This is a genomic window from Halobacillus litoralis, from assembly GCF_009856355.1.
Lineage (GTDB): Bacteria > Bacillota > Bacilli > Bacillales > Halobacillaceae > Halobacillus > Halobacillus litoralis_B.
In genome coordinates this window covers 1-21,821 of sequence record NZ_WMEW01000006.1, presented here as the reverse complement: position 1 = coordinate 21,821, position 21,821 = coordinate 1, and the positions used below count along the sequence as shown (strand labels likewise).

The 21,821-nt window shown below is 47.6% G+C and carries 21 protein-coding genes; 7 read left to right on the top strand and 14 right to left on the bottom strand.

The features are described from left to right. Window positions 1-2: 2 nt before the first annotated feature. The 7 genes from GLV97_RS10045 to GLV97_RS10015 all read right to left on the bottom strand — a co-directional run bounded on the left by GLV97_RS10045 (window position 3) and on the right by GLV97_RS10015 (window position 9,604). The gene (locus GLV97_RS10045; protein WP_160889603.1) at window positions 3-1,214 is read right to left on the bottom strand and encodes an MFS transporter; all 1,212 of its coding nucleotides are present in this window, start codon (window positions 1,212-1,214) and stop codon (window positions 3-5) included. Then, the gene (locus GLV97_RS10040) at window positions 1,215-2,852 is read right to left on the bottom strand and encodes an SLC13 family permease (RefSeq protein WP_160889602.1); all 1,638 of its coding nucleotides are present in this window, start codon (window positions 2,850-2,852) and stop codon (window positions 1,215-1,217) included. Between the two features lie 146 nt (window positions 2,853-2,998). Then, window positions 2,999-4,276 carry an exo-beta-N-acetylmuramidase NamZ family protein gene (locus GLV97_RS10035; RefSeq protein WP_237418605.1) on the bottom strand — a complete coding sequence of 426 codons (1,278 nt, stop codon included), beginning with the start codon at window positions 4,274-4,276 and terminating at the stop codon, window positions 2,999-3,001. Between the two features lie 25 nt (window positions 4,277-4,301). Continuing rightward, window positions 4,302-6,380, bottom strand: a complete 2,079-nt coding sequence (locus tag GLV97_RS10030) for a glycoside hydrolase family 3 protein (protein ID WP_160889601.1) — start codon at window positions 6,378-6,380, stop codon at window positions 4,302-4,304. A 528-nt stretch (window positions 6,381-6,908) separates the two neighbouring features. Next, complete coding sequence (locus GLV97_RS10025; protein ID WP_160839023.1) at window positions 6,909-7,982, bottom strand: ABC transporter substrate-binding protein; 1,074 nt, start codon at window positions 7,980-7,982, stop codon at window positions 6,909-6,911. Between the two features lie 16 nt (window positions 7,983-7,998). After that, window positions 7,999-8,778, bottom strand: a complete 780-nt coding sequence (locus tag GLV97_RS10020; RefSeq protein WP_160839024.1) for an ABC transporter ATP-binding protein — start codon at window positions 8,776-8,778, stop codon at window positions 7,999-8,001. Window positions 8,779-8,782: 4 nt separating this feature from the next. Beyond that, window positions 8,783-9,604: an ABC transporter permease gene (locus tag GLV97_RS10015; RefSeq protein ID WP_160839026.1), complete on the bottom strand. Its 822-nt coding sequence runs from the start codon at window positions 9,602-9,604 to the stop codon at window positions 8,783-8,785. A gap of 127 nt (window positions 9,605-9,731) precedes the next feature. On the opposite strand from GLV97_RS10015, the gene GLV97_RS10010 reads away from it, so the two are divergent. The 4 genes from GLV97_RS10010 to GLV97_RS09995 are packed head-to-tail and all read left to right on the top strand — an operon-like array spanning window position 9,732 to window position 12,194. Beyond that, window positions 9,732-10,055: a PadR family transcriptional regulator gene (locus GLV97_RS10010; protein WP_160841391.1), complete on the top strand. Its 324-nt coding sequence runs from the start codon at window positions 9,732-9,734 to the stop codon at window positions 10,053-10,055. Further along, on the top strand, window positions 10,052-10,915 hold the full coding sequence (locus GLV97_RS10005) for a permease prefix domain 1-containing protein (RefSeq protein WP_160889600.1): 864 nt from the start codon (window positions 10,052-10,054) through the stop codon (window positions 10,913-10,915). Before GLV97_RS10010 ends, GLV97_RS10005 begins: the two co-directional genes overlap by 4 nt. Before the next feature lie 12 nt (window positions 10,916-10,927). Beyond that, window positions 10,928-11,176 carry a hypothetical protein gene (locus tag GLV97_RS10000; protein WP_160889599.1) on the top strand — a complete coding sequence of 83 codons (249 nt, stop codon included), beginning with the start codon at window positions 10,928-10,930 and terminating at the stop codon, window positions 11,174-11,176. Between the two features lie 4 nt (window positions 11,177-11,180). After that, window positions 11,181-12,194 carry a PD40 domain-containing protein gene (locus GLV97_RS09995; protein ID WP_160889598.1) on the top strand — a complete coding sequence of 338 codons (1,014 nt, stop codon included), beginning with the start codon at window positions 11,181-11,183 and terminating at the stop codon, window positions 12,192-12,194. A gap of 235 nt (window positions 12,195-12,429) precedes the next feature. On the opposite strand, the gene GLV97_RS09990 is transcribed toward GLV97_RS09995, so the two are convergent. From GLV97_RS09990 to GLV97_RS09965, 6 genes are all read right to left on the bottom strand, one after another. Beyond that, window positions 12,430-13,353 carry a hypothetical protein gene (locus GLV97_RS09990; RefSeq protein ID WP_160889597.1) on the bottom strand — a complete coding sequence of 308 codons (924 nt, stop codon included), beginning with the start codon at window positions 13,351-13,353 and terminating at the stop codon, window positions 12,430-12,432. Between the two features lie 339 nt (window positions 13,354-13,692). After that, on the bottom strand, window positions 13,693-14,406 hold the full coding sequence (locus tag GLV97_RS09985; protein WP_160889596.1) for a hypothetical protein: 714 nt from the start codon (window positions 14,404-14,406) through the stop codon (window positions 13,693-13,695). Next, the gene (locus GLV97_RS09980; RefSeq protein WP_160889595.1) at window positions 14,403-15,149 is read right to left on the bottom strand and encodes a hypothetical protein; all 747 of its coding nucleotides are present in this window, start codon (window positions 15,147-15,149) and stop codon (window positions 14,403-14,405) included. The genes GLV97_RS09985 and GLV97_RS09980 overlap by 4 nt, the downstream gene beginning before the upstream one ends. Continuing rightward, window positions 15,109-16,035 carry an ATP-binding cassette domain-containing protein gene (locus tag GLV97_RS09975; protein WP_160839042.1) on the bottom strand — a complete coding sequence of 309 codons (927 nt, stop codon included), beginning with the start codon at window positions 16,033-16,035 and terminating at the stop codon, window positions 15,109-15,111. Before GLV97_RS09975 ends, GLV97_RS09980 begins: the two co-directional genes overlap by 41 nt. Beyond that, entirely contained in the window at window positions 16,032-16,418 is a 387-nt protein-coding gene (locus tag GLV97_RS09970) for a GntR family transcriptional regulator (RefSeq protein WP_423784967.1), read from the bottom strand. The genes GLV97_RS09975 and GLV97_RS09970 overlap by 4 nt, the downstream gene beginning before the upstream one ends. A 125-nt stretch (window positions 16,419-16,543) precedes the next feature. Next, window positions 16,544-17,893 (bottom strand): hypothetical protein, encoded by a 1,350-nt coding sequence (locus GLV97_RS09965; protein WP_160889594.1) that lies wholly within the window; start codon window positions 17,891-17,893, stop codon window positions 16,544-16,546. Window positions 17,894-18,344: 451 nt separating this feature from the next. Between GLV97_RS09965 and GLV97_RS09960 the strand changes: the two genes are divergently transcribed. The 3 genes from GLV97_RS09960 to GLV97_RS09950 all read left to right on the top strand — a co-directional run bounded on the left by GLV97_RS09960 (window position 18,345) and on the right by GLV97_RS09950 (window position 20,959). Next, a complete protein-coding gene (locus GLV97_RS09960; protein ID WP_160841383.1) occupies window positions 18,345-19,130 on the top strand; it encodes a CAP domain-containing protein in 786 nt (261 codons plus the stop codon). Between the two features lie 176 nt (window positions 19,131-19,306). Next, on the top strand, window positions 19,307-19,570 hold the full coding sequence (locus tag GLV97_RS09955) for a hypothetical protein (protein WP_160839048.1): 264 nt from the start codon (window positions 19,307-19,309) through the stop codon (window positions 19,568-19,570). Window positions 19,571-19,855: 285 nt separating this feature from the next. Continuing rightward, the gene (locus tag GLV97_RS09950) at window positions 19,856-20,959 is read left to right on the top strand and encodes a tRNA-dihydrouridine synthase (RefSeq protein WP_160889593.1); all 1,104 of its coding nucleotides are present in this window, start codon (window positions 19,856-19,858) and stop codon (window positions 20,957-20,959) included. Window positions 20,960-20,990: 31 nt separating this feature from the next. Here the strand turns inward: GLV97_RS09950 and GLV97_RS09945 are convergent, their stop codons facing one another. Further along, window positions 20,991-21,728 carry a DUF3784 domain-containing protein gene (locus GLV97_RS09945; RefSeq protein ID WP_160889592.1) on the bottom strand — a complete coding sequence of 246 codons (738 nt, stop codon included), beginning with the start codon at window positions 21,726-21,728 and terminating at the stop codon, window positions 20,991-20,993. Window positions 21,729-21,821 lie beyond the last annotated feature (93 nt).

Sequence of the window (21,821 nt, the reverse complement as noted above, 5' to 3'; positions counted from 1 at the left end):
TATCAGGCATCTTTGTAAAAGGGATAAAGCACATACAGAAACACTAGAAGAAAGACAACGCTCAGCACTCCGTACCATTGGAATTCCTCCCACAACCTTCCCACGGCTGTACTTCCTATAGCGACTCCGAGATAATAGCTAATCAAATAAAACCCCGACGCCCCGCTTCGGTGGTGGGTGGCTGTTTTACTGACAAGGGCAGAAGCCATCGAATGAGCCACAAAAAACCCCATGCATAAGAGTGACAGCCCAATCATGATGCTCCAGCCTTCCCGTACAGCCGTTAAAGCTGTCCCTGTAAGGAAAATCGTCACACCAGTGAACATCATCTTCTTCAAGCCGATCTGATCCGAAATCCTGCCTGCCACAGGAGGGGCGACCACACCGAACAGGTAGGCAAAATAGGTGAAGGCAATCCATTTCAAAGGCCAGTCGAACGGATCTCCCTCCAGATAGAAGGGCAGGTACGTCCATACCGCTGTAAAAACCGTCTGCATCAAAATACCAAGGAGGAACAGCACGAGCAGCGGAACACTCTTCAAATGGATCAGCATACCTTTTAAATCGACGATAAGATTTTGTTCTGTCTTTTCAAAGAAACGCTCTTGCGGGAACAGCCGGAGAAATAAAACCGCAGCCACCACTCCAAAGACCGAAAACGCCCAGAGTGTCACCTGCCAGTCAAACACATCCGTTAAGTAACCTCCGAGCACACGCCCTCCCATCCCTCCAAGAGCGTTACTGGAAATGTACAGCGTCATCGCAAGGCCGATATGCCTGAACGACACTTCCTCGCCCAGATACCCCATGGCAGCTGCTGGTATACCAGCTAAAAAGAATCCTTGTATAAAACGGAGGACGACCATCCATTCAAAATCCGGCGTCATAGGAATAAGGATTAAACTAAGAGCTGTCCCAACGAGTGACCCGCGCATCACAAGTGCCCGCCCGTACCGATCCGCAGCGAAGCCAAGAATAAATAAACCGAGGACCATAGCCGTGACACAGGCCGACATCAATAAACTGGATTGGGTGGCTGTAATATTCAGCTCGGTTGTAAAAACAGGCAGCAGCGGCTGAAAGACATAGAGCGTTGAAAAAATAGACAGAGAAGCAAGCATCAAGGCAATGGTCACTCGCCAGAAACCCGCTTCCGATGGTGTATAAGGTTGATGGTGTTCAGCAGTCCCTTCCAAAGTATCCACTACTTTCATTTAATTGAATCGTTCCGGAATAGAGGTCAAATCTAAATCCCATACCAGCGGCAGATAGAAATAGATCGCCAGAGTGATGAGGACCACGGCGGCGATATTCAATAGAAAACCGGCTTTCGCCATGTCAGGAATGCGCAGATACCCCGAACCAAAGACAACAGCGTTGGGCGGTGTAGCCACAGGCAGCATAAACGCACAGCTGGCAGCCATCCCTGCCGCAATCATTAAACTGTACGGATGGACAGAAATCGCCCCGGCCAAGGAAGCCATGATCGGAAACATCATCGTTGCTGTCGCTGTATTGGAAGTAATCTCTGTCAGGAAGATGACCATAGCTGTGACAATCACAATAATCACCAATAGGTTGACTCCGTCAAGCACGGTCAATTGGGTCCCGATCCACTCGGCCAGACCGGTTTCCTGAAATCCGGAAGCAATGGCAAGCCCGGCCCCGAACAAAAGGAGAATTCCCCAAGGAAGCCCTTTCGCCGTATCCCAGTCGAGCAGATAATCGCCTTTCCGATTCGATGAAGGAATGAGGAACAGCAGTACAGCAGCTGTCATAGCAATCATCGTATCATTAATGTTTTCATTCATTTGAGCAAGAAAAAAGGAACGCGAAATCCATGCAGCCGCTGTCAGCGTAAAGATTGTCATCACGACTTTTTCCTCTGATGACATGGCCCCCAGCTCTTCCCTTTCCTTGTTGATCACTTTACGACCGCCCGGCAGTTCCTTGATTTTCATCGGATACGCAATCTTCACTAAATAAAACCACGTCAGAGCGATAAAAATAATGGAAATCGGGGCGCCAAAGGCCATCCAGCCGGCAAAACTTATTTCAATATTGTAAGTCTGTTCCACAATCCCTTTGAAAATCGTATTCGGGGGTGTACCGATCAGTGTCGCCAATCCACCGATGGAAGCACTATAGGCGACACCGAGCATAACGGCTTTGCCGAAGTTAAAATTGCTGTGATCCACGCTTTCCCCCTGTTCCTTCAGTTGTTCAGAAGCCTGATAGATAACAGCCATGCCAATCGGCACCATCATCATCGCTGTCGCCGTGTTTGAAATCCAGGCGGACAACAATCCGGTCGCGACCATAAATCCAAGAACAATTTGCTCTGTACTCGTCCCGACGGCATTAATGATGAACAGGGCAATCCGTTTATGCAGGTTCCATTTCTGCATCGATAAAGCAATGAGGAAGCCGCCCATAAATAGGAAGATCGTATTATCTCCATAGGATGAAGCCGTCGTCCCTCCATCAAGGCCGCCCGTGATTGGAAAAAGAACGAGTGGAAGCAGCGATGTCGCTGGAATCGGAACAGCCTCGGTAATCCACCACGTCGCAATCCAAAGGGTGCTGGCCAGCACAGCAACCGCACTGGATGACAAACCGTCCGCCTCAAGAAATAACAGCGTGAGTACAAATAAAAGCGGCCCCAGAATAAGTCCGGCTTTCTGTCTCGTATCAAAAGCCGGCCCAGGATCTTCCCCACTGGAGGCCGTAGAGGCATCCGTCCTTTCCGGAGAGCCCGATCCTCCCGAGGCAAATGTCAGCAGATTCTTGGCTTCGTGATGAAGCTCCCACATCCGATGCCAAAAATTTTTAAGTAAAGCGGATTGACTCATTACCTTCCCCTCTTTCATGTACAGTTTTTGTCAAATATGTATGAATATTTACAAATTTTATCACATCTGATCAATTCATGTAAAAATAACGCTTACACCAAAAAACCCCCTGCCTGGACTTTTCACCTCCAAGCAGGGGCAGAACACTATTTATAAAGGAGATAGTCCTCTCTCACATCCTTGAAATCTTCCAGATCAGCTTCCGATTGTTCCAGAATATCTTCCACTGATCTGCCGTTCTCAATCGCCTCGCGCACCCATCCATTCCCGATCAGGTAATCGAAAAAGGAAATGCCGGCACTGTTCTCTGCACGAAAAGCAAAATCGTCCGGATATAAATCATGAATGGTCTTCACAAGTGTCAGACCTGTTTCCACAGCCTTATATTCATCCCTGTCCGTCACATGGATCTGCACCCCATGCGACAGTTCCCCCGCATGTTTAGAAAAAGAAGGTGTAAAGGAAGCCGCTCTAAACTGTACACCAGGCAGATGAGCGTCATTTAAGGACGATGCCAATTCCGTACTGTTTATAAAAGGCGCGCCAATCAGTTCGAATGGACGGGTCGTTCCGCGGCCCTCTGATACGTTGGTCCCTTCAATTAAAGCTGCACCCGGGTAGACATAGGCGGTATCCACAGTCGGCATGTTCGGAGATGGAGCAACAAAGGAAAGACCTGTATCGTCATAGTCCATCGTGCGCTTCCACCCTTTCATTTCGACCACTTCCAAGTCGGCACCGATGTCATAGGCTTCATTGAAAAGCTTGGCCAGTTCACCGACCGTCATGCCGTGACGGAGAGGAATTGGATAATTCCCCACAAACGATTGGTAGTCCATATCCAGCACCGGACCTTCGACTTTATCCCCGCTGATCGGGTTGGGGCGATCCAGGACAATAAATGGGATGTCATTTTCCTGAGCCGCTTCCATCGCATAGGCCATCGTGTAAATGTACGTATAGAAACGTGTGCCGACATCCTGAATATCAAACATCAGCACATCAATACCTTCAAGCATTTCAGGTGTCGGCTTTCGCGTCTCTCCATATAAGCTGTACACTGGAAGGCCGGTTTGTTCATCGGTGTAAAATTCAACATATTCCCCGGCCTGAGCACTCCCCCTGACTCCATGCTCCGGTCCATAGAGAGCGGTCAAATCTACATCCTCATCATTATGGAGAAGATCGACAATACTGTTCAAATCCTTATCCACACCAGTAGGGTTCGTAATCAATCCAACCTTTTTCCCTTCAATCAGATCTTTTTTGTCATCAAGAAGGACTTGCACACCAAGCTTAAAGGCTTTTCCATTTTTATAATGCCCTTTATGCTTTCCATTGCTTCCATTGTGATCAGCCATTACAACCGAGAACGTCGTCCATGTCATGATTAACACAAGTGCCGCAGCCAGCCATTTTTTCAAATGAATCGCTCCCTTTATAAAAGATTCAGTAACTCAAACCCGTTCCATACTCATATAACACACCGTTTTCCCCCGGTATGGTCACCGGCAGTTTTCCAGAGGGCTGATTCTGTCCAAAAATGGTGGACGCAGCTGCTGTGAAGCTCGCCTTTCTGAATCCATATTGAGCGATATAAGCATCCACTTCGGGATAAGCCATCACATCGTATGGGTTTCTGATCCCCACACCGATAACCTTCCCTTCTGCCATTTCCAGAATTTCCTTCATGCGCTTCATTTGAGGATGGTCCGGTGATCTTGTCCAGACATTGTACGTATATGTCCCTGCAATGATATAATCCGCTTCCTGCAGAGCCGTCTGCTGTTCGCTCGTAAATGCCTGGGAGTTGTGATCAATCAATGTGGTCTGTTCATGGAGGTCCTTCACAGCTTCCGCCAAAGAAGAGCTGAATGAATCACCGACAACCACAATTTGATCATCTTGTTCCGGCTGGATGGGCAGGATCTGATCGTTTTTCACCAGAGTAATGGATTTCTCGGCCGCTTCTTTTTCCACTTGTTTATGCTCTTCTGAACCGACGACCTCTTTGGCATTCGCCACTTGATCTTCAAGGGAAGGCGGCTGTTCAGATTTGATGATTCCCCGCCTGATTTTCATTGTCAAAATCCGCTCTACAGAGTCCTCGATGGTTTTCATTTCGATTTCTCCTGTGCCCACGGCTTCATAAATTCCGCCCGCCACTTCCTCCAGTCCTACCGGCATAAGTACAATATCTGTTCCAGCGTTAATGGCACGGATGACGGCATCCACAGATCCAAAATGCTCCTGAATCGCGTTCATATTCAAAGCATCCGTAATGACAAGGCCTTCATAGCCCATCTCCTCACGCATCAGACCCGTCAGCACCTTTTTTGACAAAGTGGCCGGCAGAGCGATTTCTTCACCGTCCTTTTTGGAAATGACTTTGGTATCATCAATCTCCGGGAACGTTACATGAGCCGTCATGACAGCATCGATTCCGGCATCCATTGCCTGTTGGAATGGGTATAATTCCACTTCCTTCAAACGTTCTTTGTCATGCGGAACTTCCGGGAGGCCGATGTGGGAATCGACAGCTGTATCCCCGTGCCCCGGAAAATGCTTTGCTGTTGCTGCTACACCTGTTTCCTGAAGCCCCGCCATATACGCCTGTCCCATGTCTGCCACAAGCTCCGGGTTCTCCCCGAAGGACCTGACCCCGATGACTGGATTATCCGGATTATTGTTCACATCCATATCGGGAGCAAGGTTCATATTGATACCAAGCGCAGACAGCTCTTCTCCGATTGCCCGACCGACATCCCGGCTTAACTCTTCCGAACGAGTGGCCCCTAAGGCCATATTCCCCGGGAAATCCGTCCCGGACTGCAGCCTTGTCACAATGCCGCCTTCCTGATCAATCGTCACAAGCAGTCCATATTTCTCAGCTGCGTTCTGATAGTCAGCCACAAGCTCTGTCGTCTGTTCTGTTGTTACCACATTCTCCCGGAATAAAATCACTCCGCCCAGGTGATACTCCTTCACGAGATCTTCAATTTCAGGAAGCATTTTTGTAACATTTCTGCCATCCCAATTCCGGAAATCCGGCATCAGCATCTGACCGACTTTTTCTTCCATCGACATCTCGTCCATCGCATGCTGAATAAGGTCATACTTTTCCCCTCTATTCTTCTGAATGTGGATATCCGCCTGTTTCTTCCCGCCTTTGACATAGACGAAGATCCAATCTTTATCCCGGCCGTTTGAAACAGCCACCCACGATCTTCCCGGTTTTCCTGTGAAGGTCAGCTGCCCCTCCTCGTTTACTTTGACCACTTTCTTATTCGATGCTGCCCACGACAGCCCCTCTTCCACCTTTTTGAACGATCCATCACCGTATACATGCAGAGCCGTCAAATCAAACGTTCCATCCTTTACGCTCACATCCGCTTCGGGAACATTTTCAAGAAGCATAAGGTCCGGTCTTTCCGAATCCTCTTCAGCCTGTACAGCCCCTTGTCCCGGGGGGAGTACAAGGCCGAGCACCAGAACGACCATGACACTCCATTGTCCGACTTTCTTCATCTGCCATTCCTCCTTATCTTTATTTATTTGTAAAAGGGCCCCGGGTATCCGGAGCCGCTTCTGCAAAACCAATCGATCGGAAAAAGACAAGTTATGTATATATTTATTGAAAGCGTTTGCAAGTTGTAATAAAAGCGTAACGGATTATGATATAGTCGTCTATACCACTTTAGACCTGACCGCCTTTAAAACCCTTAATTTCCCATACATTCCTCATGCGTCCAATGAATCAATTTAAAATAATATATCGGAAAATAACCGATGTCTATGTAAATAAAGTACAACATGGACACATCATGGTCAGGGAACGGTCTTCGGGTAACATTTTCCTTTTTATTGTTTATGGTCTGATGAGAGTATGCGGAGAACTCGACGATGACGCCGACGGGATCAGCGCAAGCCCAGGTCAGCTGAGGCTGCGCACGCCGGCAGGCATCCATCGATAAGCAGAACGCAAACAGAAACACGAGTTACGAACCACTCCACTGCCTGCTGAGAGTCCCACCTGCGTCAGGAACTCCTCTTCAATCAGCGGGTATACGGACCAATTTCCTCCAATGCCCGGTCGGTCAATGTCGTATCAACAGCTCTATTAAAATCAACATCCCCACGGACAGCCCCGTTTGATTTGTACATTTCGAACTGCTTATGGATATCTTCGACAAACATCTGTCCATTGGGATCAAGACCAGTGACCCCTACCTCCCTCCATATGGCAGGGTCTTTAAGGGCGGTATGCTTCGTCATAATATCAATGACCTCATTCAGGCCTTCCCCATACAGAAAGGCGTCGTTGTAATCACGGATCCCTTTTAAATAGGCGGCCATAAACCGGACAGATACCTCTTCCTCTCTATCAACGAAATCTGGTGATCCGAGCACCATGGCAATCTGCGCATCGGGAGCATAATCCGTGGCATCTTTGAAACGGACGTGAAGACCCTGCGCCTCCCCCTGGGTAATCAGCGGTTCGATCTGCAGCGCGGCGTCAATGGACTTGCTGCCCATAGCTGCAAGCATATTCCCAAAGTCAGACATCAGGACAAACTCTACGTCTTCTTCTGTCAGACCGGCGTGCTCAAGCATTCTTTGAAAAATGTAATCATCAACGGCATTTCTCGAGGATACCGCAATCCGCTTTCCTTTCAAGTCGGCATAATCCTGGATGTCTTCCTGCAGGTCTTCGCGGATAACGAAGCTGAAATAGGAATTCCCTTCAAAATAATGCCCTTTGTCGGCGATGATTTTCACATCAATGCCCTGGGCGATGGCATTGAAGAAGGAAGCTGTTGATACACCACCGGCGATATCCACTTCTCCCGCAGCGAGAGCCGGGAGCATATCATCACTATTGGCAAAGCTGGTGAATCGGATATCGATATTGTAGTCATCGAAGTACCCCTTTTCCTTGGCAATGTAAAAGCCGGCTCCGGAGGCAGCGCCATCCTCAGCGATAACGACTGTCGTTTTCTTTTCAAGCGGCTCCATATCCCCCGATGGAGGGTTCCCTTCTGTCGGTTTCTCTTCCTGAACAGCCCCACAGCCGAACAGGAGAAAAATGAATAATAAAAACGAAAGCAGATGACAGACTTTTTTCACCATCATGCTCCGACCCCTTTCAATTATGTGAACGCGACTGCTGCACCTCATTCTGCAGATGATTCCAGACGCTGACAAAATGAGCGGCCATTTCCGGATCAGAGCGGATCTGCTCCATCGTCCGGGGTCTTGGGGACTGGATGTGGATTTCCTTCACAATCCTTCCCGGCTGAGCACTCATTAGCAGGATCCGATCGCTGAGAAGGAGGGCTTCGTCAATGCTGTGGGTAATAAATAAGACCGTCTTTTTGGTTTCAGCCCAGATGGTCAGCAGTTCTTCCTGCAGGATGAATTTGTTCTGCTCATCCAAGGCAGCGAATGGTTCATCCATCAGAAGGATTTCCGGATCGTTGGCGAACGCCCGTGCGATACTGACGCGCTGTTTCATCCCTCCTGACAGTTCACGGGGATACAAGCCTGCGAACTTTTCCAAGCCCGTCTTTTTGAGGTAATACGCTGTCCGCTCCTTCGTTACTGCTTCAGGCGTACGCCTCATTTTCAGTCCGAAGCTCACATTCCCTTCCACAGTCAGCCATGGAATCACCCCACGCTCCTGAAAAACCATGGACTGAAGCGGGCGTCCGGCTTTTTCCCTCATAATAGCAAAGGACCCCGCACTCGGTTTCTCCAGCTCCGCTACTATTCGGAGCAGTGTCGTTTTTCCACACCCGCTGGGACCAAGGAGGCAGACGAACTCCCCATCCTCGATCGTCATCGAGATATTTTCCAGTGCTGTGACCTTCGCTTCTTTTTTGTAGAACACTTTTGTTAAATCCTTCATGAGAATCTTTGTACTCATTTCATCACCTCCAAGGCAGAAGTTTCACCTGCAGCCCACGCAGCAGAACCGAGAATAGATAACCGAAGAACGAGATAACGATCAGTCCGACATACATTTCCTTGAGCAGGAACGCTTTATAGGAAGTCCAGATCAGGTAACCGATTCCTGAATTTGCCCCCATCATTTCAGCGGCGACAATCGTCAACAGGGCAATCGCCTGCCCCATCTGGATGCCTTCGAGCATAACAGGCAGAGAGCCCGGCAGTGCGATTTTAAAGAAAAACTGCTTCGACCCCGCTCCGTAATTTTTCGCAACGTCCAAATAAATGCGGTCAATATTCGTTACTCCAGCGACGGTATTGATGACGACTGGAAAGAACACACTGCCGGCAATCGTTACGATTTTCGAAACTTCCCCGACACCGAACAAAATAATGATAATCGGCAGCAGCGCCAGGGTGGGAATCGGCATAACCGCCATAATCAACGGAGACAGGACATGACGTGCCGGTGAATACAACCCCATAAATAACCCGACAGCCACAGCTGGGATGACTCCCATTAAGAATCCTGCACCAATGCGGAACAGCGAAATCCCAATATGATGAAACAGCTCACCGCTTTTTCCAAGCTCCCAAAACGTGTAGAGAATAGCACTGGGAGGTGGAAAGAAGCGGGCATCCATCCACCCCATCCGCGAAAAGCATTCCCAGAGTAGAAGCAGGAAGACCGGCGATGACACCGTTAATAGCTGCTTTAAGCGCTGCCGGCGCCTTCTATCCTTCCACTCCTGCCGTTCCATTTGAACCGGATCATCGCGGATCTCCTTAGCGCGATGTATCATCTTACACCACCTCAATGGATACTTTATGTGCAAATGCCCAGATGTGTGAGTATCCACTTACACCCTTGTTAAACGATGGACCTCGTTATACAATGGTTTTAGAATAATTTGGAAAAGGTGTGAATCTATGGATCGGGAAATTATGAAAGGCAGTATCGACATCCTTATGCTGAACTTAGTCAACCACCGAGATATGTACGGCTATGAGATTGTGAAACATCTGAAAGAGCAGAGTGATCAGCTGTACAGCATGAGCGAAGGCACGCTCTATCCCGCATTGAAGCGGCTGGAGCGTAAGCAGTGGCTGACGTCTTATTGGTCCGAAACGACAGGCGGACGCAGAAAATACTACCGCATCACCGACGAAGGGCGGACGATTCTGCAGCAGAAGCTCCAAGAATGGAAAAGCGTCAGCGACCTGATCTCCAAGACGTCGGAGGACCTGGCATGAAGAAAATTGATAAACATGTCACCAGCATATTGAAGGAAATGCAGAGCACGGAGGAAGAACGGGAGGAAATCCGGGAAGAATTGACCACCCACCTTACGAGTGCCAAACAAGAGTATCTCAATGAGGGAGTCAATGAGAAAAAAGCGGAAAAACTGGCCATCAGGGATTTCGGCGATGCCGGCATGATCGGCGGCGGTATACAGGAAAGTCTGTATCCCTTTCAACGTGGACTGCTTTACATCATAGGCGCCGGGACCATCCTGCTCGGTATCTTCATTCACCTCACAGCGGCTTTCTCATTCGGCGACCCTTGGCCGGAGTGGCTCGCCATTCAAATGTCGCTGGGGACGCTCATCGTTTTGACAGCCATTAATATATCCTGGACAGGACGGCACTACTGGTCTGTCAATGTCCTCGTATTCCTGACAATTTTGTGGAATGCGTTCAACTATATGGTCGTGCCCCGGTTTTATCAACTTCAGGTCATTTTAATGAGCCTTTTCATAACCATCCTGATCCTCCTTTGCCTTGTTTTTATCGTACGGAATTCGTATTACGCCACTACGCATCCTTCTGCTGATAGAAGAGGGCGGGTAGTGACGAAAATCAGCCACATCGTCAACATTATTTATGGATTGATGATTTCCGGGGCCGGTCTGTTCTTCACATGGGGAGCGTTGATTTTCGGCGGTATGAATGCCAGGGTCTTCCTCCCTTTAACGGCCGTAGCGGCCTGGCTGGCTTTCTACAAATACCAAATGAGGCTGATTGGAAAAAAACCCGTCACAGCCATTTTCACCGGGCTGTTGTTTTCAGGCCTCATCGTGACCGTGCCTGTTACGATTTTGAAATGGATATAAAGGAGGGGTTTTATGATTGATCTACTTATCACACTGGCCTGGCCCGTTTTCTTCATGTTTCTTATCATCGCAGGATCATTGGTATGGCTGAAAAAAAGAAAGGCCCTGCTTCTCACTACTCAAGCATTGACCGGATACGGAGCTGTCGTCCTTTTGATCGGTCTACTCTTTCATTTAATCATAGGCATCTACGGAGCGATTTTCCTTCTTTCCGGAGCCGTTTCCCATGTTCTGTCCAAAGATTATGCGAAAGGAAGTTAAAACAATGTCTTTACTAAAGAAGAACATCCTGTTCATTTCCAGTATGGCCATCCTGTTCGGCTTATTGTACTGGACGGGTACATTGGCTGATTCTCCCGGCGGTCCAACCGGACTTGGGCATACCCCCGACCTTTCTGATGATGATGAATCCATTGTTTTCACCCACTATCAGGACGGACAGGGAAGTTTATATACCGTTTCTTCAGAGGGTGGCGAAGCGGAGCGGTTGACGGAACCGGTAAACGAAAAAAACGATACGCGCCCGGTTTATTCCTCAGATGGTAAAATCGCCTTCCTCCGTGAATGGAAAGGTGAAGTCCATCAACATCAACAGCTGATGTTATGGGAGGACGGAAAGACCACCCCGCTGCTTGATGAGGAAGAATACATTTCCGATATGGATTTTTCTCCGGACGGTACCCAGTTATACCTGTTGAAAAATGAGGAATATAAGGACATTTATGATGATGGACGCACCCAGCCGTCGGAGTTTGATGTATACAAGCTGACCATCGAATCCGGAGAAATAGAAGAGGTCACGAACTTGAATTCGGTCTCCATCAATTCCCTCCAGGTCATCAGTGAAGAGGAACTGCTTTATAAACTGGATTATGAAAAACATGCGATTGAGCGTCTTCACTTAACAACCGGAGAAACAACGACGATATGGCCGGAATCCCCGTCCTATTCAAAAGCTCAGGATCCGGTTGTGGGCGCCCCGCGCTTATCTCCGGATGGAAACACCGTCGCCTTTTCCGATGTCGCCTCCACCAATGACAGCGGGACATATGAATATGAAATCTTTACCATGGATCCAGAGGGAGGCCATATCAAGCAGGTGACCAAAAGCTCTGTCCAGGCAGGTCATCCCCTGTTTTTCCGTTCTTCTGATCAGATTATGTACACGATCGATCGGAATTTCGCAGGACGCGAGCCCCAACGGGAATACTGGACAGTCGATACAGATGGGACAGACCGAAGACAGCTGAACATAACCATCCCATCCTCCGAGCAGTAAAAAAAGCCCTGGAATCCGGACGGCATCCAAAAGACCCTGGCATCCAGGGGCATACCAAGGTTTCTCGTGGACGGCCACGTTCCACTTATAGGTGGATGCCTGCCGCGGGCACGGCCTCAGCTGTTCACGCTGGCGTCACTACCGACTCCTCCTCGTGACATCGCTGAAAAACGGGACCAAAAAAAGTCCAGCCTTCTCTTTTACAGAACGCCGGACTTTTTTATGGTTGAGGACGTTATTTATCTTTCTGCTGCTCGCTGGCCTCGATTTCTGAAGTAAGCTCTTCAATTTTCGTTTCCAGCACTTTCATAAATGCACTTTTATTCCCCGCCATATGTTTAGGCCGGATGGCTTCCCCGAAAAAGGAAGCCATCTGATCTTCCATTTGGTGAAGAAGTTTCTCCTCTTCCTTCTTCCTTTGATCGGCAGCTGTCTGCCATTTCTGGAGTTCACCTTTTAACTGCCGGACCTGCTCCTGTTCATTCTTGAACTGCTTTTGAACCTCTTCCAGCTCTGATTTCCGTTTGGATGCTTCCTGTTCAAAAGCTGCGTTCTTCTGCCTTTCTTTTTGAAGCAGGCGCTGGGCGTCCAAGTAACTATTCATTAAAAAGGCGTGGTCCTGCAGCATCCGCCGGGTCCTTTCCCCCTCCTCCATGAACAGCTTTTCTATGTCATCTGCTCTCTTCTGCAGCTCCCGTTGTTTATCCTGCTCTCTCTGGATCTCTACTTTCAGCTCCGCATAACTTTTCTGAAGCATGGACGTATCCCGCTGAGCTTGAAAAAAGCGCTGCTGGTATTCCCCAAGCTCTGCCTCCACCTGCTTCCGCTCAGCTTTCTCCTGCTTCTCCGCTTCTCTCAGGTCAACCACCTGGGTCTGCCACTTTTTGATTTCTGCTTTATACTGCTCTTCCTGCGTCTGTGCTTTTTCCAGCTGGAGCTGGTATGTCTGGTTTCTTTTGGCCAGTTCCCCTTTCAAAACCGCTTCTTCCTCCGACCATCGCCCGCTTTCCTGTTTCAACTTTTCATTTTCATTTTTTAAACTCTCCAGCATGGAGTAGTGATAGTTTTCCTGATAATCCTGTACTTTTTTCTTATATTTATCCAGCTCTGAGCGGTAATAAATCAATTTCTGCTGCAGCTGTACAGCGTCTTTTTTCATTTCTTCCGCCTCCTCCATCCATACGTTTCGTGCACAGGTAAAAGTTGTCCATCTATCCTTTTTTCTATCCTATGAACCTTCCCGTCTGAATATCACTCCTACGCACGAATGAGATCTTCCCTGTTTGGGCCAAAGCGCCGTTTCGCTTTCCACACATGTGCTTATGATAGTAAAGAAGGGAGGGGAAAGGATGAGTCACAACGATCAACCTAAGAAAACGGACGCTGCGCCTTTACAGAGACCTCCACGCCGAAAGCCGCGTAAAGGTGGCTGCTGCGGGAAACGCCGCTGAATAAAAAAACGTCTAGGAGTCTGACACCTAGACGTTTTGTATGTTCTTTATGAAGCCGGATCAATAAGGTGGTAATTCCCATTTTCTCCGTTAATCTCCGTGCCTGCAGGAACCTGAATATAGACAGCCGAGACAGCCTCCTCGCCCCAATCGATATGAGTTCCTCTGCCCCGGTCCCCGCGTTTCCCGGAAAACTGGGTAAAAGGAAATTCAGACGTGAACATTTGATAGTCGACATTCACCGGGTTTTGTACACGCACCGTCAATGTATCCTGATTCATGTTCAATGTCGGTTTAAATTCTTCCTGTACTTTTAAACCGTCTACGTAAATCGGCGAGCGGTAATAAGAGGCATGAATCTTCCCTTTCACCTGAGGTGTTTTTTCTATGAAAATATCGGGACCCGTTCCAATTTCCATAGAGGATTCGAGCCTCAATTCATGATCCGGGAGTTCAAAAGACCACTCTTTAACCAGATGATTTCCATTTACTTCATCCACCTCCCCCTCTGCAATCAGCATTGGGATGGATGCTTCCGATGGTTGTTTTGAATTTGTTCTTTCCTCATCCATGGAAGCTGTGGTTTCAGAAGGAAGGAAAACAGAGACCATCATCGATACCCCCAGTAGAATGAGATACCCTTTAAGCATCCATAATCCTGTTTTCCCCTGCCCCAGGCGCATCTTCATTGTTCCTACTGAAGCAGACGCTGTGACGGCGACGACAAAAGCAAGGACAAGTATTGGGAGAAGGACCATCATTGTTTCACTTCCAATCGGTTTGAAATGAGAAAGGCACTGAGATACGCAGCCGCACTGACCGCAGTGCTCTTGATGAGAAACAGCCAGAAGCTCTGTTCAGAAAAGAGGAATTGGAAAAAGAATTGATCCAGCGAATAGCCTGCCTTTTCCAGTGAAAACAAGAGGCCAATTACCAGGACGGGAAGCAGAATGACGAACATCTTATTCCACTGGACAATCATACCAACCGCATAACCAAAGCCTGCGAACATGAAAATAGTCAGAATGAGCGATACAAGGCCCATGAGGTAGACCCCTGCGCCTCCTGCCCCGGTGCTGTTCAGGATCTCCTGCGAGGTGAACAGGAAGACCACCACTTTCAAGAGGTATCCAGAGAGTGAAGCCGTGAACCCCGCAATCGAAGAGATGATCCATAAATACAGAATCGTGGACAGTGTACCGCTCATACGGTTCGTAACAAAGGCAAAGTCATCTTCTCTGTACGCTTTTGTCGTCAGAAGCAAGGCGGTTATAAATCCCCAGAAAATCGTGAATATCATAATGATATCTGCATTGTAATATTCCACCTGAATGTTGTAGCTCCTTCCTCCTGAGCTGCTCATCCCCGTTCCATTCAGGGAGAATAGGACACCCAGAAGCTGAATGACCACTAACGAAGTAAACACACTGATATAGGCACGCCATTTATAGCTGATTTGTTTTTTAATCACTCCCGCTGTCGATACGTCCGCTGAATACATCATCCACGCCCCCTTTCCCATTTGCTTCTCCTGTCATATAAACGAAGGCATCGCTCGCTGAAACGGGTGAAAGCTGGACGCCCTTCCGCTTCAATTCTTCTTTTTCTTCTGAAGTAAAGTTATTCTGAAGAATCACCGTTTGCTCGTACGGACCTGATTCCTCCTTGTATAGAAGATGTTTATCCTCCATCCACTCCGGCATCCATTCTTTCCGTCCAGACACCGCGACCGCATAGGATTTCATATCTTCCATTGAGGTATGCATCAGAAGATTTCCTTTATCCATAAGGAGGATATCCTCCAGAATATCCTCCACCTCCTCGAGATGATGAGTGGATAGTAAAATCGTCCGCGGATAGGCCAGGTAATCTTTCAATAAAGCTCTGTAGAAATCCTTCCGCACGGCAGCATCCATCCCTGTAGTGGGTTCATCAAAAATTGTCAGTGCCGAACGGGATGCCAGACCGATGATCATATTGAAGGTGCTTTCTTTCCCTTTTGACAGCTCGTTGTGACGACCTTTTGGGTGAAAACCGAAATAATCAAATAAGTTCATCGCAAGCGTATGATCCCAATTATGATAAAAGCGGCGTCCCTCCTCTAAAATTTCCTTCAACGTTAAGGACGTTGGAAAATTCATCTGATCATCGATGTAGATGCTGTTGGCTGATACCTGCAGATTGTTGAACGGACGGTTCCCATAGACTTCAACTTTCCCGTCACTTTCTTTCAAGAGGCCTGTGAGAATCTTTAACAGGGTCGTTTTCCCCGCCCCGTTCCGTCCGGCAAGACCTGTAATGGTATTCTCCTCAATGGAGAAGGAAACCCCGTTAAGGGCTGTTCTCCGGCCATATTTTTTAATTAATTCTTTAGTTTGAACAGCTTTCATTCTGCTCTCCCCTTCCAGGAATTCCGGATCAGTTCAATAACCTCATCTTCTGACAGTTGGAGATAGCCGGCTTCTGTCACGACATCGTCAATCAATTGCTTTAACGTCTGATTTTTCCGTTTCTCGATAATCATCTGTTTCGCCCCTTCGGCAACAAATTTACCGATTCCACGCTTATCATAAAGAATCCCTTCCTCTGCCAATTTTGTAAGACCCTTTGCTGCTGTAGCGGGATTAATGTTGTACATTTCAGCCAGCTTATACTGGGAATAAACCTTCTCATCCACGTTCAATCCGCCATTCATGATTTCACTTTCCATCCATTCCGCGATTTGTATATAGATCGGTTTCATGCCGTTTGTATCCAGGATCACCTTGATCACCTTCTCTCCGAATGGGTGCATTAGTGTTGTAATGTAGTATATTACATCACACTCAGTTTGACAATAATATCCACAAAAAAAGCTGACCTCAAGAAGGATCAGCTTTTTCGTGCCTGGTTTGAAGGTCAGTTCCGTTTTTGAAGGTCAACACAGAGTTTCTGGTACGCTTTAGACTCTTCCATCATCTGTTTATCCTGATACACCCTGGCCAGCCATTGAAGCGGTTCCGGACGGTCGGGCTGGAGTTCCATCTCCATTTGGAAGCATTCCAGAGCCTGATCCAGCTGATGGAAGTGGTAGTATCCCTCCCCAAGCTCGAGAAGATGATCGAGATCTCCCGAAATTTCTTTCATCCGGACGATTTTCTTAAAGGATGGGGACTTTTCGGATAAAGGCCGGATTCTTTCGATCAACTCCGCCACTTCCATCTCCGAAAATAAAGCTTCAATATATTTTTCAACGAGGTGTCCCGTCGATTCCGGAAGAACGGGGAGAATTTTTTCCAAAAGGATGTGGGCCGCATCAAGAGATTGACGCATGTCTATTTCATCAAGTACAGCGGCTGCTGCTGCCATCTGGTCGGATTGTGGAAGGACGTTAAAACGTTGAACGATTCCCGCGGACGGTTCAACACAGCGGTGTTCAAGATAGAGATTAAGCAGAAAATCCGTAAGTTGATCATAGGAAGGGCGGCTGGATATCAGGGGTTCCAGAAGGTACATTTGGTCTACAGGATGAAATGTGTCCTTAACGGTATGAAGGAACGTTTCTGCTTCTTCAGCAGACAAGGTTGGAGGGAGAGCGCCGATCCTATGCGCGAGGTGCTCCATTTTCCTGTTTTCGTTAAGCAGGTGTCGTGACTTCTCTTCCACGGAAGCATGATCTTCCGCGTATAAACGATCGCGTGTATATAAGGAGGCCTCCCGTTTGTGATACGCCTCTGAGAATGAAGCAAAAGCAAGATCGTGGCTGATTTCCTTAACGAACCGGCTTTCCGGTGCCAGGCGCTCCATTTCCCTTACAATGGTGTACGATTCAAACATTTTACCTTCCCGTCTACACGTATAAAAAATCGCTTTTATATCAGCAAGCAGTTGTTTTTTAGGAATAAAAGATTCGAAAAGAGTGAGGATCCGGCTTTGCTCCTGTCTTGTGAAATGCCGGGCAGCTTTCTTCTTCAACTGGGGATAGTTGATTTTGTTCAGAGGTTTTTCCGCGTCGATCAAACCGGTCAGGAAAGGATGAGGGTGTTCATAAACCAGGCCTTCTTTCCATACACGGGAAGCGTAGGAGGTCCGCTTCATCTTTTTCGTCTTCACAGCAGTAAGGAAGGTTTGTTTGAAAAAGAACAGCAGCCAGCAGTTTTCATCATCATATCCTTCAATCAGCTGCGTCTGCTCAAAAAAAGCCGCCCGTTCCGCTTTTATCCGTAAAGGCTGTTTCTGTTTCGGAATCGACAGGTGTATCATCGTCATACAATCAACCTCCTTTAATTCTATCCCCACTATACCATAACTTTTTCCAATCCCACCAACCAAAAAATCCATAAAGGGCTTTCCGATCACCCGCCTGCGGTCATTGCGCTTTCTTACCTTGCCGGAGAGGACTATGGAAGGTTTACCTTGTAACACCTGTGTTACATATGTAACAAATCCCCAGCGATTTCAAGGGTGTCAAGACTCTCTTTCATGAAATTTATAATCCTTTTGGATAACTCTTCCTCCCCTTCCACTTCTACTCTCATGAATTATGAGATTATTCTGTCCACGCCACTGTTGGGTTTGTTCGGTTTCCTCAAGAGATTTCTTCTTTTTCTATCACTCTACGAACAGCATTTTCCAGATCCAACCTCCTATATTACAAGATCTTGATGGTACGATAGAGTTGTTCCAAACAACACAACTCATCAAGGAGGAAGTTAAGATTATGAAGAAGCCACTTATTCTGACAGGCGCACTGGCGCTGTCTCTACTAGCATCACCAGCCACATCCCTTGCATCTACCGGTGAGGTCCAGAAAGATTACCAGGTTCAAACGAAAACCATTCAAATAGATTCCAGCCAGGTAAATGACTGGATTAAACAAAATGAAGAGGCACTGAAAAATGGTCAGTATGATCAAATGGATGTACAGTCTCTGCTTGAACAATTCAATTGGAACGCCCAATCCTCTGAACAAGCCTCAGTAGAAGAGCAGCCGGTTCAGGAACAAGAACCTGCACAGGAGGAGCCAGCCGAAGAAGCTGCACCACAGCCGGAAGCTGAAGAAACAACAACATCCGAAGAACAAGCACAGCAGCAGGAATCCACCCAGGAAGAGAACACCTCTTCTGACGTATCCGCTTTTGAAAAAGAAGTGGTAGAACTAACGAACCAGGAACGTGAAAAACAGGGGCTTGAACCACTGAAGCTGGATACAGAGCTCAGTGGAGCAGCCAAGGACAAGTCTCTTGATATGCAGAATAATGACTATTTCTCTCACAACAGCCCGACGTACGGATCTCCATTTGATATGATGGATCAATATGGCATTGACTACCGTACAGCCGGTGAAAACATTGCTATGGGGCAGACATCTCCTGAGCAGGTTGTTGAAGGATGGATGAACAGTCAGGGACACCGTGAAAACATTATGAATCCTGACTTCACACACATCGGTGTAGGTCACGCAGAAGAAGGAAACTACTGGACACAAATGTTCATCGGTAAATAACAGACGATAGAAAAGCCATCGGATTTCCGGTGGCTTTTTCTATTCTATTGGTTAGGTCTTTCGTCTAAAATGACTTTTTTTCTTTTTTATGGGAAGAAAAAGTATTGCCTTTTGTCAGAATATTTCATAAAATCAATCATACTTTAACTATATCAAATACGAAGGAAGTGGTCGGTTTGAATAAACATACGGTGAGTCACCTCTATCATGTCTGCCCCTTATGTCAAGGAACAGGAGCCTATAAGGAATATGATGACAGCAAGGCCAATATGATTATGGATCATTACAGCCGCGTCAATCATGCCAGCGAGAAAACAGCCTGGAAGCTTGCGGTCGAGGAAACCAGTTATGAAACCAAATGCAGCCGCTGTCACGGAAGCGGCCACGTATTAAATGATGAAGGAGAAGAAGTGTACAAGGCACTGAAACAGTTTGCCTGATGCTCCCCACTAAAAGACGGACGCTATGCCCGTCTTTTTTTATGTTTTGCTCCCCTTTCCTTGTCCGTTCTGTCAGCATGAGGAAGGCTTAAGACACCAAGGCTGATTTCTTATCACCTTTGAAAAAACCTCCCTCTCCACTATCGGAACATGAAGTTCCTCCTTCCTTATGAAAAATAGAAGCAGGGGTATGCTAACTTACAGCAGTGTAAGCATTTGTTTTGAATTTGAGACAAAAAGAACGTACCCTGAAAGTGCTGAAAAGAAGGAAAGGTGGCAGAAGATATGCTTTTTAATACATTCCATTTAGACAGTAGAACACTCAAGAACCGGTATGTGGTGGCACCGATGACCCGCATTAGTGCCGAAGCAGACGGCCGTGCCAATGATACGATGAAGAAATATTACCGCCGCTTCGCTAAAGGCGGGTTTGCAGCCATTATCAGTGAAGGCATATATACAGATCAGAGCTTCAGCCAGGGCTATAACAATCAACCCGGCCTTGCTACAGACATTCAGGCAGATGCCTGGAAACCTGTTGTAGAGGCAGTTCATGAGGAAGGATCCATCATGATTGCTCAACTGATGCACGCAGGCGGGCAAAGTCAGGGGAATGCGTATACAGATGAGACCATCGCGCCCTCTGCCATCGCCCCTAAAGGCGAGCAGCTCGGCTTTTACGGAGGATCAGGTCCTTTCCAAACGCCTAGAGCGATGGAGGAACCGGACCTGACTGAGACGAAAATGAGCTTTGTCGACAGTGCCAGACGCGCGAAAGCTGCTGGATTTGACGGTGTGGAAATCCACGGCGCGAATGGCTATTTACTGGATCAATTCTTAACCGATTACTTAAACCACCGCGAAGATGCCTATGGTGGTTCTGTAGAAAACCGACTTCGTTATGTCCTTGAAGTGGTGGATGAAGTTCTTGCAGCCGTGGGAGAAGATTTTATCGTTGGGATTCGGATTTCCCAAGGGAAAGTAGCCGATCAAGCCCATAAATGGGCCGGTGGCGAAAAAGAAGCGGAGGAAATCTTCGGAGCTCTCGGTAAAACCGGTCTCGATTATATCCATGTTACTGACGGCGATGCTTCTGCTTCGTCCTTCGGGGAGGGAACGAAAACACTTGCGGAAGCAGCTAAAGAGTTCAGCGGAATTACAGTGGTGGCTAATGGTCAGCTGCAGGACCCTGAGAAAGCTGAAACCATCCTTTCCTCTGATCAGGCCCACCTCGTTTCCATTGGAACAGGAGCGCTTGCGAATCCGGATCTCCCGAACAAAGTGAAGGACGGCAGAGAATTGGACGCCTTCGATTTCGAAAAAATCCTCCTGCCTCAGGCAGAAGTGAAAGAAGAAGAATTGAAAGACGAGGTATATACGAAAGAATAAACAGAAAGGCAGCGGAGTCTCCGCTGCTTTTTTATTTCCCCGTATTCAACTGCTCATAAAGGCCTGCAATCTCTTCTCTTCTTTCCCGACTTAACCAAAGGTCCTCCTCCCCTTTCTGAACATAAAGAAACGGCCCTTCGTTTTGGTCATGGATGAAAAGACGTGCAGGTCCATATGGTTTCTCCAGTCGGAACCGCCCCTTCAATTGTCCTGCTGCCGCAAAGCCGTTGGATTTTAAGATGACTTCCGGAAGTTCTTCTTCAACCGTAACCTGATCAATATCCCCAAGCTTCCACTCCAACCCGTACATCCCTGAAATCTCCAAGTGTGTTTCTGTCACCGTGACCTCGTTTTCCATCATACTGAAATATGTTAAAACACCCAGGCCTGTTATGACCAGGAGGCCGAGGATCGATGTAAGCCAAAGATTTCTTTTCCTCTTCCCGGGCACTTCATACATCTGCACACGGACCGCGCCTCCCAGCACAACGAGGAGGAAGACAGCCAGGCTGATCTCCAATCCGTATGGAACCGGAAGCAATCCCATTATAAAGACACCTGCAAACAGAAGGAAAATAAGGAATAACAGCCGCTCGACCGCTTTCACATACCCATTTTCCATCAAAATACGCTTTTCTTCCTCTGGACGACTGGAAAAACCAGAAATAAGACCATACTCTTTCCGCTTTACTACAAGGAAAGTCAGTCCTCCCGTAATGACGAGAGCAAATCCCATGACTAAAATGAAAGCGATTGTACCTGTATCCATTGGAATGCCTCCTTCTTATGTCTTCTCTTTTATCATTTATCGGCAGAAGACTCCTTCTTTAAGACCTGCGGTAAGGGGGGCTGGTGTCGGAGG

Bases quoted from the DNA above. Each gene is read 5' to 3' on its own strand.
- GLV97_RS10045 (WP_160889603.1), bottom strand. From the start codon at position 1,214: ATGAAAGTAGTGGATACTTTGGAAGGGACTGCTGAACACCATCAACCT.
- GLV97_RS10040 (WP_160889602.1), bottom strand. From the start codon at position 2,852: ATGAGTCAATCCGCTTTACTTAAAAATTTTTGGCATCGGATGTGGGAG.
- GLV97_RS10030 (WP_160889601.1), bottom strand. From the start codon at position 6,380: ATGAAGAAAGTCGGACAATGGAGTGTCATGGTCGTTCTGGTGCTCGGC.
- GLV97_RS10025 (WP_160839023.1), bottom strand. From the start codon at position 7,982: ATGGTGAAAAAAGTCTGTCATCTGCTTTCGTTTTTATTATTCATTTTT.
- GLV97_RS10020 (WP_160839024.1), bottom strand. From the start codon at position 8,778: ATGAGTACAAAGATTCTCATGAAGGATTTAACAAAAGTGTTCTACAAA.
- GLV97_RS10015 (WP_160839026.1), bottom strand. From the start codon at position 9,604: ATGATACATCGCGCTAAGGAGATCCGCGATGATCCGGTTCAAATGGAA.
- GLV97_RS10010 (WP_160841391.1), top strand. From the start codon at position 9,732: ATGGATCGGGAAATTATGAAAGGCAGTATCGACATCCTTATGCTGAAC.
- GLV97_RS10005 (WP_160889600.1), top strand. From the start codon at position 10,052: ATGAAGAAAATTGATAAACATGTCACCAGCATATTGAAGGAAATGCAG.
- GLV97_RS10000 (WP_160889599.1), top strand. From the start codon at position 10,928: ATGATTGATCTACTTATCACACTGGCCTGGCCCGTTTTCTTCATGTTT.
- GLV97_RS09995 (WP_160889598.1), top strand. From the start codon at position 11,181: ATGTCTTTACTAAAGAAGAACATCCTGTTCATTTCCAGTATGGCCATC.
- GLV97_RS09990 (WP_160889597.1), bottom strand. From the start codon at position 13,353: ATGAAAAAAGACGCTGTACAGCTGCAGCAGAAATTGATTTATTACCGC.
- GLV97_RS09985 (WP_160889596.1), bottom strand. From the start codon at position 14,406: ATGATGGTCCTTCTCCCAATACTTGTCCTTGCTTTTGTCGTCGCCGTC.
- GLV97_RS09980 (WP_160889595.1), bottom strand. From the start codon at position 15,149: ATGATGTATTCAGCGGACGTATCGACAGCGGGAGTGATTAAAAAACAA.
- GLV97_RS09975 (WP_160839042.1), bottom strand. From the start codon at position 16,035: ATGAAAGCTGTTCAAACTAAAGAATTAATTAAAAAATATGGCCGGAGA.
- GLV97_RS09965 (WP_160889594.1), bottom strand. From the start codon at position 17,893: ATGACGATGATACACCTGTCGATTCCGAAACAGAAACAGCCTTTACGG.
- GLV97_RS09960 (WP_160841383.1), top strand. From the start codon at position 18,345: ATGAAGAAGCCACTTATTCTGACAGGCGCACTGGCGCTGTCTCTACTA.
- GLV97_RS09950 (WP_160889593.1), top strand. From the start codon at position 19,856: ATGCTTTTTAATACATTCCATTTAGACAGTAGAACACTCAAGAACCGG.
- GLV97_RS09945 (WP_160889592.1), bottom strand. From the start codon at position 21,728: ATGGATACAGGTACAATCGCTTTCATTTTAGTCATGGGATTTGCTCTC.